Below are 14029 nucleotides of genomic sequence, written 5' to 3'. Positions count from 1 at the left end.
AAAATCAGTCATTTGTCCCTAGTCCTTAGTCCTTAGTGGTTTATAAATAACCAACGGCTAATGACAAATGACAAATGACTATTGACTCTTAAGAGCAAGTCTGATAACATTGATATTCGTGAGTCAGGAGAGGTGGCTGAGTGGTCGAAAGCGGCAGATTGCTAATCTGTTGTACGGCAGGCAACTCCGTACCGAGGGTTCGAATCCCTCCCTCTCCGTTTTCCAGCTTTTAATACACAGAATATTTTCTGTGTAAACTAATGTAGGCGTAAACATTTCTACTCCCAAAGATGGATGATATGATTTATCCTTTGGAGTCTTGATAAGATCCAACTAACTTACAAACTTAGTTTGAATCTTAATTTTAGGCTCCTAAATATTTGAGGAGTGAAATTGATTTATGAGAAAAATTAGTGCCGCCTTAACCTTGAGTCTAGCTGCCATAGCAACAGGATTCCTAGTTGGGGCTTGTGGTGATAGTAGTACCCCCAATGGTACAGCTACCACAGGAAGTAGTGCGACCCCAGCAGCAAACTCAACTACAACAAGCAGTGATAAAGGGCTAAAAATTGGTTCCCTACTACCGACAACAGGCGATTTGGCTTCTGTCGGACAACAGATGCTAGGTTCTGTCCCTTTACTAGTCGATACGGTCAACGCTTGCGGTGGGGTGAATGGTGAACCAGTTAACTTGGTGCAAGTAGACGACCAAACCGATCCGAAAGCTGGTGCAGCCGGTATGACCAAACTAGCAACTTTAGATAAAGTCGCAGGTGTAGTTGGTTCCTTTGCCAGTAGCGTTTCTAGTGCCGCAGTCTCCATTGCCACGCCGAATAAAGTCATGCTGGTTTCCCCTGGTAGTACCAGTCCCGTATTTACTGAAAAAGCACAAAAAGGCGACTTTAAAGGCTTTTGGGCGCGTACTGCTCCCCCTGATACCTACCAAGCACTAGCTTTAGCTCAACTTGCCAGAAAAAAAGGTTTCAAGCGAGTTTCTACAGTCGTGATTAATAACGACTATGGCGTTGGCTTTGAAAAAGCATTTGTGCAAACTTTTGAAAAATTGGGTGGAACCATCGTTAATAAAGATAAGCCTGTCCGCTACGACCCGAAAGCGCAGACATTTGATACAGAAGCGGCGGCTGCCTTTGCTGGTAAGCCAGATGCAGTTCTAGCTGTACTTTACGCCGAAACTGGCAGTCTGTTTTTAAAAGCTGCGTATCAGCAAGGTGTAGCTAAGGGAGTGCAGATTCTCCTCACAGATGGAGTGAAATCACCTACTTTCCCAGAACAAGTTGGCAAAGGCAGTGATGGTAAATATATTTTAACTGGAGCGATCGGTACAGTACCCGGTTCCGATGGTAAAGCATTAGCAGCTTTCAACAAACTGTGGAAGGATAAAAAGGGTAATGAACCAGGGGAATACGCCCCTCAAGCTTGGGATGCGGCTGCTTTATTGACATTGGCAGCACAAGCTGCTAAAGAAAATACAGGCGTTGGAATAGCTGGCAAAATTCGTGAAGTCGCTGATGGCCCTGGCACAGAAGTTACCGATGTCTGCGAGGGACTGAAGTTACTGAAAGATGGTAAAAAGATTAACTATCAAGGAGCTAGCGGCAACGTAGATGTTGATGCTAACGGCGATGTCGTTGGTGTATATGACGTTTGGACAGTAGGAGACGATGGAAAAATCAAGGTAATTGACAAAGTTACCCCTAAATAGAAAGTTAGGAATTAGGAGTTAAGAGTTAGTAATATTTCATTCATAGCTCTTAACTCCTAACTCTTATAATCCAGTGAAGTTATAACCAACTCCTAACAATAAGCCAACATCAGTTTGATCGAAAAATCCCGCATTGACAGAGGCTGTTGCTGTGAATTGAGGACTTAGAGGCACATCAATGCCACCAGATACCAAAAAGGCAAATTGCGAATCATTACCAGTTTTGTAAGCTGCACCAACTCCAACGTAAGGTGCGATCGCTAACGGTTCGCTAAAAGCATCTGCTGATTTGAAGGTAAAATCGTAGGTGATCGGAAGCAAAATCGTGGTGTTGTCGCCAAATACGGCTGAGGGACGTACCGATATAGAATTTGTCAGTCCGACTTTACTAACTACGGCGAAGTTACCATCGCCCAAAGACGAGCTACCATCACCACTCAAACCAATGTTAGCAGCAACGCCAATATAGCTACTGCCACCACGGGTTGTTCTGCCTAAATCAATATCCGATTGCGCCACTTTGGTAGCAGCTGGTTGAGCAGTCGTTTGAGAAGTCGGTTGGACAAACTCAGAGGTGAGAGTCGCAGACGAGGTTGCCACTGTCCCTGGAATTGGTGTAGACGTTACACTGGCGTTTTGCTGTATTACAGGATTTTGGCTCTGCTGTACCTCAGCTAAATTTGTGGCTGTAAATGTTTCAGTTGTTTCTGTAGAAAGATTTTGGCTTACAGCGTCTAGTTCTGTACTAAACTCATTGGGAGACGCTACGGTTGCGGAAGAGTCAGTTAATGCCTGACTGCTTACCTTGTCTACTGTCTGGGCACTTGCAGATAAGCTGCTACTCAGAACTACAAGAGCAGCTATACCTGGCAACCAAAAAACACCTTTACGAAGAAAAATAGTATTCACGTTCACTCCTAAAACAACATTGCCACGAAAAATAAAGATTTTTGTTGATTTAAGTCAACAAATTCCGGCAATACTCAAAATTTAACACCAAAAAATCGGATTTCACATCCTTACTTTGCTGGATCTATCTATGGTCATAACACACCAAAAATCTAGAATAGTGCGTTAACCTACGGGATAAGACACCCTACAAAACTAGGTTTTTAGGACTTATGTATACACCGTAGTACAGGGAACGTGGAGATATAGGAAAAGGGCTTACCGTCGAGTATGCTTGGTCTATTTACGCCATGCAGGACTATGAATTGCGGTTTGTAACAAAAAAAGTGAATTGTGAAGCAATATTACGAATTTTGCAAAAATATTTAGAAATTGTCTACAAAGCAAACATGGTTCTAACGTAGAACCTATATAGGAGAGACTTGAGGCAAATGTGATGAGCGGAAATAATATTCAAAAGTATCGGTTTGTCTGTACGCTGACTTTTGGTGATATCTACGGTCAAATAATTGTTTGGTTAATTACAATTACCCTAAGTTTGGCATCTGCCTTGGCGCTGATGGGTGCGAAGCGTCCTGTGTACGCTTTAGCAACTGCGGGTTTGGTCGTTCTGCTATCGCTACCTTTCTTGTTGTTTGCGTTTGTCACGACCTTGTTAAATCATATTGAAGTCACTCCTGTAGGGCCGGGAACTAAAATGGAACCCATACCAGGTAATGTGTCTCAGCAACAACCTGTGCAAGCAGCTAGCTAAAGAGAAAATTAGGAATGAAGACCTAACTCTTCGCTTTTAATTTAAAAATTTGTAATAACATCCCTGTCTATAGGCAGGGAATTTTTTTGTAGAGATGCCACAGCGATCGCAACGCACTGCCTGATTAATCACATCTCTACAATAGAACAGCAGTGCTTTGCAATCAGGGGACTAATTATGCTGGAACACGATGTAATTATTGTTGGGGGTGGATTGGCGGGATGTCGTGCGGCGGTGGAAATTGCTCGCACTGATCCTAGTTTAAATATTGCTGTGGTTGCGAAAACACACCCAATTCGTTCTCATTCGGTGGCGGCTCAAGGTGGTATGGCTGCGTCGCTAAAAAATGTTGATTCTCAAGATAGTTGGGAAGCACATGCTTTTGATACTGTCAAGGGTTCTGATTATTTGGCAGACCAAGATGCTGTAGCAATTCTCACCCAAGAAGCGCCAGATGTGGTAATTGATTTGGAACATCTAGGCGTTTTGTTCTCTCGCTTACCCGATGGTCGCATTGCCCAACGAGCTTTTGGCGGACATTCCCACAACCGCACTTGTTATGCTGCCGATAAGACTGGTCACGCGATTTTGCACGAATTGGTTAACAATTTGCGGCGTTATGGTGTGCAAGTTTATGAAGAATGGTATGTGATGCGTCTCATTTTGGAAGAGAATGAGGCGAAAGGAGTGGTGATGTTCCATCTTTTGGATGGACATATAGAGGTGGTGCGAGCCAAGGCGGTGATGTTTGCCACTGGAGGCTATGGTCGGGTTTATAATACTACCTCTAATGATTACGCCTCTTCAGGTGATGGTTTAGCAATGACTGCGATCGCAGGTTTACCCCTCGAAGATATGGAATTTGTCCAGTTTCATCCCACTGGTTTATATCCGGTAGGGGTGCTAATTTCAGAAGCGGTACGGGGTGAAGGGGCGTATCTGATTAATAGTGAAGGCGATCGCTTTATGGCGAACTATGCCCCCAGTCGCATGGAACTAGCTCCTCGTGATATTACCTCACGAGCGATCGCTTACGAAATTCGCGCAGGTCGTGGTATTCATCTCGACGGTAGCGCTGGTGGCCCCTTTGTCTATTTGGATCTCCGCCATTTGGGTAAAGAAAAAATTATGAGTCGCGTCCCCTTCTGTTGGGAAGAAGCACACCGCTTAGTAGGTGTTGACGCGGTAACTCAACCGATGCCAGTCCGCCCAACAATTCACTATTGTATGGGTGGTATTCCAGTTAATACTGATGGGCAAGTCCGCAGTAGTGGTGATGGTTTAGTTGATGCTTTCTTTGCGGCTGGCGAAACATCTTGTGTTTCCGTACATGGTGCGAACCGCCTTGGTAGTAACTCTTTGCTGGAATGTGTCGTTTATGGCAAGAGAACTGGGGCTGCGATCGCCAAATTCGTCCAAAAACGTAAGTTGCCCTCTGTAGATGAGCAACGCTATGTAACGCAAGCCCAGCAAGAAATTCAAGCTTTGCTGGAACAACCAGGAGAGTATCGCATTAACCAAGTCCGTCAAGCCTTCCAGGATTGTATGACTGATTACTGTGGCGTTTTCCGCACTGAGGCATTAATGAGTGAAGGGTTGCACAAACTAGCAGAAATCCAACAGCAATATCCACAAATTTATTTAGATGATAAAGGTAGTTGCTGGAATACAGAACTCGTGGAAGCTTTAGAATTGCGAAGTTTGATGATAGTGGGACAGACGATTTTGGCATCAGCGCTGAATCGGCAAGAAAGTCGGGGCGCTCATTTCCGCGAAGATTATTCCGAGCGAGATGATACAAACTTTCTGAAACACACAATGGCTTACTATTCACCAGCCGGAATTGACATTCAATATCGTCCGGTGGCGATTACTATGTTTGAGCCAAAAGAGCGGAAGTATTAGCTAAAGGTAAATTTATATAGGAAATCGAGGGGACTACAAAAAGTTTGTCTACCTCGATTAAAAATATGAAATGATTAAGTTATCAATCGGAACCTAATTGTTTCTGAATCACAGCTATTATCTTTTCTTCCCAAGCTGGATCATTTAATTGTATTGCAGCATCACGATGACGAGATTTTCGTCTATCCATGTAAGCATAAAAGGCTTCCTTATCATCCTTGTGGGTGAGAAAATAACTCTTTAGCTCTTGGTCGCTCATTGCTGTATAGTTTACCTGATTCATAGTTCTATACTACATTCATGGTTCTATACTACCATCTGGCTTAATTTCTAGCTCTATTCCTTCATCTTGCCCAGCTAATATAAATATATTGAGCGATCGTTCATCTAATCGCACGATGTGAATCGGCTGGAACATCACATTTGTAAGCTGATGGCAAAGTCTATATAAGGATTGTAGCTGTTCTACTCTTGGTTGTAGCTCGTCCATGAATTTTTCTATTTATAAATTTATATGTAACAAATTTAATCATATAAACCCATCCAGCGATGCTCTTATAGTTGTGATTCTCACATCCTATTTAGCATTCCAAATTAACTTCCCCTTCTCACCGGGATACGCTGCTCCCTCTTTGTCACGCCACTCAAAATATATTTCAATTGGCATTTTAAAATTCTTCATTAAGTGCAAAGTGTTACGCCAAGCAAGATTTGAATCTACACCTTGTATCGAAATATTTACCTCTGGCAAGTAGTGAAAACCAGAATTAATTTTTTCACCCTTAACAATATGGGCAAGGGTTAGCTTCATGAGTTCCTCTACAGAAAATCCTTGTCGAATAGCCATTTCGTGTGCTGCATCGACAATCTTATTCCAGTTCGGTTGATGAATTTCCTGACTACCAATTACGGCTCGAAGCACTCTGGTATAGTGCAAATTACTTGGAGTATCAGGTTCAAGAATTTTATAATTCTCGGTTTCAAAAATTTGTTGAGGCTGGTAACGCGCCTCATATTCATTCAATAACTTCTCAATAACAGTGATGGGTGTATCCTCGAAAGGGACAGCCAGGGCTTGGAGCCTTTTGTAAATGGGATCAGGTATTCTGATAACTGGCATCATATATCCTTGTGTATTTACTTTCTCTATATTTATGTGTAACACAAATATATTTGCAATGCCAGTTACTTTCTAATCTGTATCAGTCCATCCAGGTTTTCCGCTACGACCAGAAGTTGAAAACGCTTTATATTCAATAGAGAAACTCAATCAAGCTAAGTGAGAAGCGATCGCCAACCATAACAGAGGTGGTGACTCAGTGATGTAAAATCCTGAAGAGAGAAAAAGGTGATTAACAGAGTCTGAATAGAATGGTACAGGATAGGAAGTCAACGGTTGTAATCACAGGTGCCTCTTCAGGGGTCGGTTTGTACGCTGCCAAGGCTCTTGCTGAAAGGGGATGGTATGTAGTGATGGCCTGTAGGGATGTAGCCAAAGCTCAACTGGCAGCCCAATCTGTGGGAATCCCGCATCAGGGCAGCTACACTATCATGCATATCGATCTTGGCTCTTTGGATAGCGTTCGACAATTTGTGAATAACTTTCGAGCAAGCGGACACTCCCTAGACGCTTTGGTGTGCAACGCCGCAATTTATATGCCCTTAATAAAGGAGCCTTTACGCAGTCCAGAAGGTTACGAGCTAACTGTCACCACAAATCACCTGGGACATTTCCTTTTGTGTAACCTGATGCTAGAGGATCTGAAGAAGTCATCTTCAGAGCCAAGGCTCGTAATTTTGGGAACTGTTACCCACAATCCAGACGAACTGGGTGGAAAGATTCCGCCGCGTCCAGACTTGGGCGATTTGCAGGGCTTTGCAGAAGGGTTTAAAGACCCGATCTCAATGATTGATGGCAAGAAATTTGAACCAGTCAAAGCTTACAAAGACAGCAAGGTTTGTAACGTGCTGACAATGCGGGAACTGCATCAGCGCTATCACGAGTCAACTGGTATCGTCTTCAACTCTCTCTATCCAGGATGTGTTGCAGAAACGCCATTATTTAGAAACCACTATCCCCTGTTTCAGAAAATCTTCCCATTATTCCAGAAGTACATCACCAAGGGATATGTGTCTCAGGAGTTGGCGGGAGAACGAGTTGCGGCGGTGGTTGCCGATCCTGAGTACAATCAATCCGGTGTGTATTGGAGTTGGGGAAATCGCCAGAAGGAAGATGGTAAATCCTTTGTTCAAAAGGTTTCTCCTCAAGCTCGTGATGACGACAAAGGCGATCGCATGTGGCAACTAAGTGCTAAGTTGGTTGGACTGGCTTGATGGGATAGAATTTGGCTTTAACCTTGGACATAATTTATCTATTTATCGATCCACTTTTTTAAATAAATGAGCATTATGTCCAGGCTAAAAATGCTTGAGGTGACTTAATAATCACCTTTGAATTGATTAATAACTTTGTTTAATTGCCACTTTTTTGTGTAAGCTATAACTCTGACATAATCTTCAATAAAAACAAAGAAGATTAATTATATGATGAGTTCTGACTTAGCAAAAAGTGCATTTTTCATAGGACTATTACGAATTACGATCGCGTTAATTTGTCCCTATTGTATATAGCATTTTAGAGAATGGCTATATCACAGTACTTCCTAGATTAGGATTTCCAGTCAAAAAACATTCTCTACTAGAGGCTCACGGATTTGATCCCCTAATAGATTGGCTTTATATCTTTATATAAAGAAAGAATTCAGAATCAATTAATGCAAGGATTCAGTACTGCCATTGAAGACCACTAAAGTAGAGGATCTTAAACCCTTTGATTCATTTGCCAGTTGCTTAACTTTCTTGTTAATTAACGCTCCTGACTTCTAATTTCTTTGTTGATCAAATTCCACATCTTTACTGAGGCTGTTTAATTGTAAAAAAGCGAAGCTAAGGCATTCGATGAGCGCATACTTGCAAGCAAGAAACAGGAGCATTCAACCAACGCCTGATTTCGCTTGTGATTTTTATCCAAAGGTTTAAGGAAAAACGTTTATGGCAGCAGTGGGGGAACTGAACTGTGGAAGAGTGATGGTACTGAAGCTGGTACTGTCCGTGTCAAGGATATCTTCTCTGTTACTGGTAGCTCTAACCCTAGCTTTTTGACCAATGTTAATGGCACACTGTACTTCAGTGCCATCGACAGTAATGGGGGAACTGAACTGTGGAAAAGTGACGGCACTGAGGCTGGTACTGTCCCCGTCAAAGATATTTTCTCTGGTACGGGTAGCTCAAATCCTAACTCTCTGACTAATGTCGACGGTACGCTGTATTTCAGTGCTACTGACAGCAATGGCGGCAATGAACTATGGAAGAGTGATGGTACTGAAGCTGGTACTGTCCGCGTCAAGGATATCTTCTCTGGTACGGGTAGCTCTAATCCGCAAAATCTGACCAATGTAAACGGCACGCTCTATTTCAGAGCTACTAACAGCAGTGAGGGTAGTGAACTGTGGAAGAGTGATGGCACGGAGGATGGTACTGTCCGCGTTAAAGATATTAATACTGCCACAGTCTCTTCTGACCCGTATTTTCTGACAAATGTCAATGACACGCTGTACTTTAGAGCCACCGACGGTAGTGGAGGTAATGAACTATGGAAGAGTGATGGCACGGAAAATGGTACTGTCCGCGTCAAGGATATCTTCTCTGGTAGTGGTAGCTCAAATCCGCAAAATTTGACTAATGTCAACGGCACGCTCTATTTCAGTGCTTCCGACAGCAGTGGGGGCAATGAATTATGGAAAAGTGATGGTACTGAAGCTGGTACTGTCCGCGTCAAGGATATCTTCTCTGGTATGAGTGGCTCTGACCCTAACTTTCTGACGAATATCAACGGCACGCTGTACTTCGTTGCCACCAACAGCAGTGGGGGTCGAGAACTATGGAAGAGTGATGGCACGGAAGATGGTACTGTCCGCGTCAAGGATATTGTCTCTGGTACAGGTAGCTCAAATCCCCAAAATCTGACCAATGTCAACGGCACACTATACTTTAGTGCAACCGACAGCAGTGGAGGCCGGGAATTATGGAAGAGTGATGGTACAGAATCTGGTACTGTCCGCGTCAAGGATATCTTCTCTGGTAAGGGTAGCTCTTACGCGCAAAATCTGACCAATATTAATGGCACGTTGTACTTCGTTGCAACCGACAATAGTGGCGGCAACGAACTGTGGAAGAGTGATGGTACAGAATCTGGTACTGTCCGCGTCAAGGATATTTTCTCTGGTACAGGTAGCTCAAATCCGCAAAATCTGACCAATGTCAATGGCACGCTCTACTTCAGAGGCACTGACATGAGTGGGGGCAATGAACTGTGGAAGAGTGATGGTACGGAAGATGGTACTGTTCGCGTTAAGGATATTGTCTCTGGTAGTGGTAGCTCAAATCCGCAAAATCTGACCAATGTCAATGGCACGCTCTACTTCAGCGCCTCCGACAGCAGTGGGGGAACTGAACTGTGGAAGAGTGATGGCACTGAGGCTGGTACCGTCTGCGTCAAGGATATGTTCTCTGGCACAAGTAGCTCTTACCCTAACAACCTCACTTACATCAATGGCAAGCTCTACTTTTTTGCAGACAATGGGAACACTGGGCAAGAACTTTTTCAGCTTGACCTGAACAATACTCCCACTGACCTGAGCCTGAGTAACACTAGTGTTGACGAGAATGTTCCTGCCAACACAGTAATTGGCAACTTTAGCACCATTGACGCTGATCCAGACGACACCCACACTTACACTTTAGTTTCAGGTATAGACAGCACCGATAACAGCGTCTTCACAATTGTAGGTAACGAGTTACAAATTAATGTCTCACCCGACTACGAAACCAAGAATAGCTACAACATCCGTTTACGCACTACAGATCAGGGCGGCTTATTCTACGAGGAAGCGATCGCAATCGTAGTCAATGATATTAACGATACCCCAAACGATGTAGTCACTGGTGGAAGTGGTCAAGATAGTTTCAAGCTGACTTATCCCCTGACTGGAAACTATGATATCATCACTGGTTTTACTGTTGGAGATGATACTATCTTAGTTTCCAAAGCAGAATTTGGACTGGGGCAATCTCAGGATACAATACTTGATTCGAGCTTATTCCAACTTGGGACTAGTGCGACAACCGCAGGCGATCGCTTCATCTATGATCAAACTACGGGGAACCTATTCTTTGATCAAGATGGCGTTGGTGGTACAGCACAAGTTCAGATAGCGCAATTCTCGAATCAAGCGTTGCTTACTAGTGAAAATATTACTGTGATTGCCTAACCAAAGCAAGTATTGGTAGAGACAGATAATACAAATCACATGTGATGGCTCTCCATTCCCTACTCTTGACTTATTCTTGCAAAAAATGTATAATACATTTTGCATAGAAGGGGAGTAGCTGCTGGCAAAAAAACTTGAAAGCCAGTACATCTGAATCAACATACTGGCGATGAGCCTGGTTCAGATGGCGAATAATAAATATTTGAAAGCGAGACCTTCACTAAGTTCACACCGAAAAGTGTAAACTTGGTGAGGTCTTTTGGTTCTCATCAAGCTTCACATCGGTAAAGGATTCTTCAGGAGCTTGAGAGAGTGTTAACAGCTTTTACCGCAGGTTTATTATTAATTACAGTTTCCGAATTAGGCGATAAAACATTTTTTATTGCTGTGATTTTGGCAATGCACCACCCACGGCGGCTGGTATTTATAGGTGTGACAGCTGCTTTGGCTGCGATGACCATCCTTTCGGTGCTATTTGGACAAGCGGTATCTTTATTGCCAAAAGCTTATATTCATTACGCCGAAATATTTTTGTTTCTTGCCTTTGGTATCAAGCTGTTATATGACGCGAGTAAGATGTCTTCGGCTGCTTGTGATACGGAAGTTATAGAAGAAGCCGAAGCTGCGGTGAAAAAAGCAGATTTGGAGTTACCAAAGAAAAAGACTTCCTTAGCAATTGTCATAGAAGCCTTTATATTGACATTTATGGCAGAGTGGGGAGATCGCACGCAAATTGCCACTATTGCCCTAGCCGCAGGTAATAATCCCATTGGAGTGACAATAGGTGCAATTTTAGGACATGCCATTTGTGCTGCGATCGCAGTTATTGGTGGCAAAATGATTGCCGGACGCATTTCTGAGCGTCAACTCACCTTTGTTGGCGGATGTCTGTTTTTAGTCTTTGGTGTCGTAGCTGCCATTGAAGGAGCATAAGGAGAATTGGGGACAAGGGGACAAGAGGTGAGAACTTGAAACAAGTCTTTCCCCTTGTCCCCAAGTCCTCTTCCCAATTCCCATTACTTCGGAGTACTTTTCAATGAAGGCGCGGCGGGAGATACGGCCGAATTAGGAATGGGGGAAGTCATTCCTGCCTTTTTAATTTCGTCTTTGTACTGAGCAGGTGCTAAAGCTGCGGCACTATCAAATAAGGGTTTTGCATCTGCGTCTTTGCCCTGTTGTTTCAAGAGCATCGCTTTTGCCACAACGGGGCGAAAATCTTTAGGATCTTTCTTAATTGCCTGGTCATATACAGAGCTAGCTTGAGCGTAGCGTTTCTGGGAAGCATGAACAGAACCTAACAACACCTGCACGGCTACTGTATCTACACTTCCAGGCTGAATTGTATTTGCTTGGGCTGCTTTCGAGAGGGTTTCTTGCAGCAAACCAATAGCTGCTTCCGGGCGTTGCTGACTGATTAACAAAGCCACCATTCCTTGCAAAGCCTTCAAATCGCCAGGTTTTGTAGACAAAATTGTGCGATAAGCTTGAGCAGCTCCTTCGCGATCGCCTATTTGCTGTTTAGCTTGAGCTAGTAGCACTGAATATTCTGACTGTTCGGGATTTAGCTTGGCTAGCTTTTCCAGGGGTTCAATGACAACTTGGATATCAGCTGGTTTAACCTCACTTTTTTCTTTTTGACTCAGTAGTTGTAGACGCGCTTGCAATAAGCCCTTAAGCGCAGTCTGATTTTCTGGTTCCCTTTGCAAAACCAGTTCATAACCCCGTACTTCATCTTCCAATTTTGATTTTTGGTCAGCAGAGGGCAAAGTGCCTCTGGTGCTAGCGGTATTCTGGTTTGAGGGTGGCGTATTATTAAATGCTCCAATTATGGGAATCACCGAAACACCCACAAAAGCAAGAACTGCCAGCGCCAATACGACTTGAACTATCCAGCGATTGCGTGGTTGAGACACAGTTTTGTCTTTCTCCTGAACTCTAATGACATTATCATTTACACAAATCGTAAAGTTATAAATTTCCAAAACTTTGCGGAATATCGCCAATTGCCTGTGAATTTTATAACAATTAACTATTTACACTGCTAAAGTAAGTGATGACTTTAGGAGGAGCCGTCAGAATTGTAGCTATGATATGCTTCCGAAACTAGTGTAAAGGCGCTAAATTACACGTTTAATGTACAAACACTAAATTTAGCGCCTTTAGGATTGTGTAGAGTACCCTAGTGTGGATTTGTGAAAAGCAAATATACTTTCATCAATCGCACAAATGCTCTTTCCAGCTACCTTTATAAAATCCCACAATGGGATGTGTCTCCGCCGCAAGGAGTTTTTATGAATTCCGACCTGATGCCGTTGCCTGAATCCTCCAATTCTTCTGCCTCTAACCAAGGCTCAAATAACATAGAGGCTGCCTCTAATGTTCACATAGTACCCAAGCCCTCTAAACTTGAAAATTCGCCTGTCAACCCCAGCGAGACTGACTCAAATGGGAACTTAGTCAATCGACAGCAACCGATTCCGCCTCCCAGCGAACCGATGCAGTACCGAGCGATCGGATTAGTCCGGGGTCGCTATCATGCTAGCAGCGAACAATTTACTCAAGGTACGCTACTAACCACAGATGGTGTAGAACTCAATGCCGTCCTCCTAGGGCGGATTATGAGCTTAGTCAAGAATCATCTAGACTTAGAAAAAGAACATTTGTGGGTAGTATATCCACGTACAAGACAAGAAAATGACACCTTGCACATCCAAATCGTTGGAGTTTGGGAGCCAGAAAATCTGGCTAAAAGCTCAACAGATGAGGACGAATCAGATTTAGAGTTGCAAGAGTCACAGACAGTTGATGATGGCTTATCCGAAAATTCTGAATTAAGCACAATTCCCACGATCCCCTCATCAGAAGTAGCTGATGGTGGTTTTTCTGTTCGTGGTGAAGTAGTATACCAATCTTTTGACGCTAAGAGTTTGGTAGTCAAAATTAGGCAGGCTGCACGCAAACCAACTGATAAACCCAAGTATTTCAAATTGAAATTGAGGGGTGTCCTGACCACCAAAGCAGTAGGAAAGTTCTGGGATTTCCAAGCCAAGCGAGAAGCTGATGTTTTGATCGTAGAAAAAGCTGAAGCGATCGCTGACTTGCCCAAAAAACGCAAACCACCATTCAGAGGTGGCCCTCGTGCTGGCGGTGGTGCTGGTGCTGGTGCTGGTGGTAGAAGACCATTCCCCCCCAGACGCAGCGGCGAAACTCCACGTCCCATCAAGAAAACAGGCACAGGCGGAGACACCTCTGTGGTGTCAAAACCTATACCAAAAACGCCTGCTCCTAAACCCATCAAGCGACCGAAACCGACTCAAGAGTAAGAATTGGGAATGGGGCAGGGGGAATTGAGAAGAGGACTTGGGGACAAGGAGAAAAACTTGTTTCAAGTTCTCACCTCTTGTCCCC

12 protein-coding genes and 1 tRNA gene are annotated in these 14029 nt (G+C 43.7%); 8 read left to right on the top strand and 5 right to left on the bottom strand.

What is annotated here, in order from left to right; translation table 11 throughout:
* Nucleotides 1-126 precede the first annotated feature (126 nt).
* Together GJB62_RS24180 and GJB62_RS24175 are read left to right on the top strand one after the other, a co-directional pair.
* Nucleotides 127-218, top strand: a tRNA-Ser gene (locus GJB62_RS24180).
* A 182-nt stretch (nucleotides 219-400) separates the two neighbouring features.
* A complete protein-coding gene (locus tag GJB62_RS24175; RefSeq protein ID WP_114084058.1) occupies nucleotides 401-1723 on the top strand; it encodes an ABC transporter substrate-binding protein in 1323 nt (440 codons plus the stop codon).
* Nucleotides 1724-1786: 63 nt separating this feature from the next.
* Here GJB62_RS24175 and GJB62_RS24170 read toward each other — a convergent pair whose 3' ends face one another.
* On the bottom strand, nucleotides 1787-2632 hold the full coding sequence (locus GJB62_RS24170) for a hypothetical protein (protein ID WP_114084057.1): 846 nt from the start codon (nucleotides 2630-2632) through the stop codon (nucleotides 1787-1789).
* A gap of 436 nt (nucleotides 2633-3068) precedes the next feature.
* Here GJB62_RS24170 and GJB62_RS24165 point away from each other — a divergent pair, with 436 nt between their 5' ends.
* Nucleotides 3069-3386 carry a hypothetical protein gene (locus GJB62_RS24165; protein ID WP_114084056.1) on the top strand — a complete coding sequence of 106 codons (318 nt, stop codon included), beginning with the start codon at nucleotides 3069-3071 and terminating at the stop codon, nucleotides 3384-3386.
* A gap of 177 nt (nucleotides 3387-3563) precedes the next feature.
* Nucleotides 3564-5291 carry a succinate dehydrogenase/fumarate reductase flavoprotein subunit gene (locus tag GJB62_RS24160; protein ID WP_114084055.1) on the top strand — a complete coding sequence of 576 codons (1728 nt, stop codon included), beginning with the start codon at nucleotides 3564-3566 and terminating at the stop codon, nucleotides 5289-5291.
* An 82-nt stretch (nucleotides 5292-5373) separates the two neighbouring features.
* Here GJB62_RS24160 and GJB62_RS24155 read toward each other — a convergent pair whose 3' ends face one another.
* From GJB62_RS24155 to GJB62_RS24145, 3 genes are all read right to left on the bottom strand, one after another.
* Nucleotides 5374-5550: a hypothetical protein gene (locus GJB62_RS24155; protein WP_340089726.1), complete on the bottom strand. Its 177-nt coding sequence runs from the start codon at nucleotides 5548-5550 to the stop codon at nucleotides 5374-5376.
* A 39-nt stretch (nucleotides 5551-5589) separates the two neighbouring features.
* The gene (locus GJB62_RS24150) at nucleotides 5590-5781 is read right to left on the bottom strand and encodes a hypothetical protein (protein ID WP_114084054.1); all 192 of its coding nucleotides are present in this window, start codon (nucleotides 5779-5781) and stop codon (nucleotides 5590-5592) included.
* A gap of 87 nt (nucleotides 5782-5868) precedes the next feature.
* Nucleotides 5869-6414 carry a hypothetical protein gene (locus GJB62_RS24145; protein WP_245245990.1) on the bottom strand — a complete coding sequence of 182 codons (546 nt, stop codon included), beginning with the start codon at nucleotides 6412-6414 and terminating at the stop codon, nucleotides 5869-5871.
* Between the two features lie 248 nt (nucleotides 6415-6662).
* Here GJB62_RS24145 and GJB62_RS24140 point away from each other — a divergent pair, with 248 nt between their 5' ends.
* The 3 genes from GJB62_RS24140 (at nucleotide 6663) to GJB62_RS24130 (ending at nucleotide 11554) form a co-directional block, all read left to right on the top strand.
* Nucleotides 6663-7625, top strand: coding sequence for a protochlorophyllide reductase (locus tag GJB62_RS24140; protein ID WP_114084052.1), 963 nt, complete (start codon nucleotides 6663-6665; stop codon nucleotides 7623-7625).
* 824 nt (nucleotides 7626-8449) lie between these two features.
* Nucleotides 8450-10621, top strand: coding sequence for an ELWxxDGT repeat protein (locus GJB62_RS24135; protein WP_114084051.1), 2172 nt, complete (start codon nucleotides 8450-8452; stop codon nucleotides 10619-10621).
* Nucleotides 10622-10933: 312 nt separating this feature from the next.
* On the top strand, nucleotides 10934-11554 hold the full coding sequence (locus GJB62_RS24130; RefSeq protein WP_114084050.1) for a TMEM165/GDT1 family protein: 621 nt from the start codon (nucleotides 10934-10936) through the stop codon (nucleotides 11552-11554).
* Nucleotides 11555-11637: 83 nt separating this feature from the next.
* Here the strand turns inward: GJB62_RS24130 and GJB62_RS24125 are convergent, their stop codons facing one another.
* Entirely contained in the window at nucleotides 11638-12534 is an 897-nt protein-coding gene (locus tag GJB62_RS24125; protein WP_114084063.1) for a tetratricopeptide repeat protein, read from the bottom strand.
* A gap of 378 nt (nucleotides 12535-12912) precedes the next feature.
* Between GJB62_RS24125 and GJB62_RS24120 the strand changes: the two genes are divergently transcribed.
* Nucleotides 12913-13944, top strand: a complete 1032-nt coding sequence (locus GJB62_RS24120; protein ID WP_114084049.1) for a hypothetical protein — start codon at nucleotides 12913-12915, stop codon at nucleotides 13942-13944.
* Nucleotides 13945-14029: the final 85 nt, after the last annotated feature.

It is taken from the genome of Nostoc sp. ATCC 53789, assembly GCF_009873495.1.
Taxonomy (GTDB): domain Bacteria; phylum Cyanobacteriota; class Cyanobacteriia; order Cyanobacteriales; family Nostocaceae; genus Nostoc; species Nostoc muscorum_A.
This window is presented reverse-complemented; position numbering and strand designations above follow the sequence as displayed.